This is a genomic window from [Mycobacterium] manitobense (genome assembly GCF_025821665.1).
GTDB lineage: Bacteria > Actinomycetota > Actinomycetes > Mycobacteriales > Mycobacteriaceae > Mycobacterium > Mycobacterium arseniciresistens.
This window is the reverse complement of sequence record NZ_JACKSJ010000200.1, coordinates 1-375: the sequence shown is the minus strand read 5'-3', so window position 1 is coordinate 375 and position 375 is coordinate 1. Positions and strand designations below refer to the sequence as shown.

Sequence of the window (375 nt, the reverse complement as noted above, 5' to 3'; positions counted from 1 at the left end):
CGCGCCGGTCGGGTGCAGTGGCGCACCGGCCTGATCTTCGGCGCGGCCGGCATGGCCGGCGCCTATGCCGGTGGGCTGCTTGCCCGGTTCATCCCCGGCACCGTCCTGCTCATCGGCTTCGCGGTGATGATGATCGCCACCGCGGTGGCCATGCTGCGCGGGCGGAAGAACGTCCAGGCCGCCGAGGGCCCTCATCGCCTGCCCGTTCCCAAGATCATCGCCGAGGGCCTGGTGGTCGGGTTGGTCACCGGCCTGGTGGGCGCCGGCGGCGGATTCCTGGTGGTTCCGGCGCTCGCTCTGCTGGGTGGACTGCCAATGCCGGTCGCGGTCGGGACGTCGCTGATCGTGATCGCGATGAAATCCTTTGAAATCCTT

The 375-nt window shown here is 69.6% G+C and carries 1 protein-coding gene; it reads left to right on the top strand.

All coding sequences use genetic code 11. The features are described 5' to 3' along the window. The coding region (locus H7I41_RS22780; protein WP_264014895.1) for a sulfite exporter TauE/SafE family protein at nt 1–375 on the top strand (375 nt) is incomplete at both ends.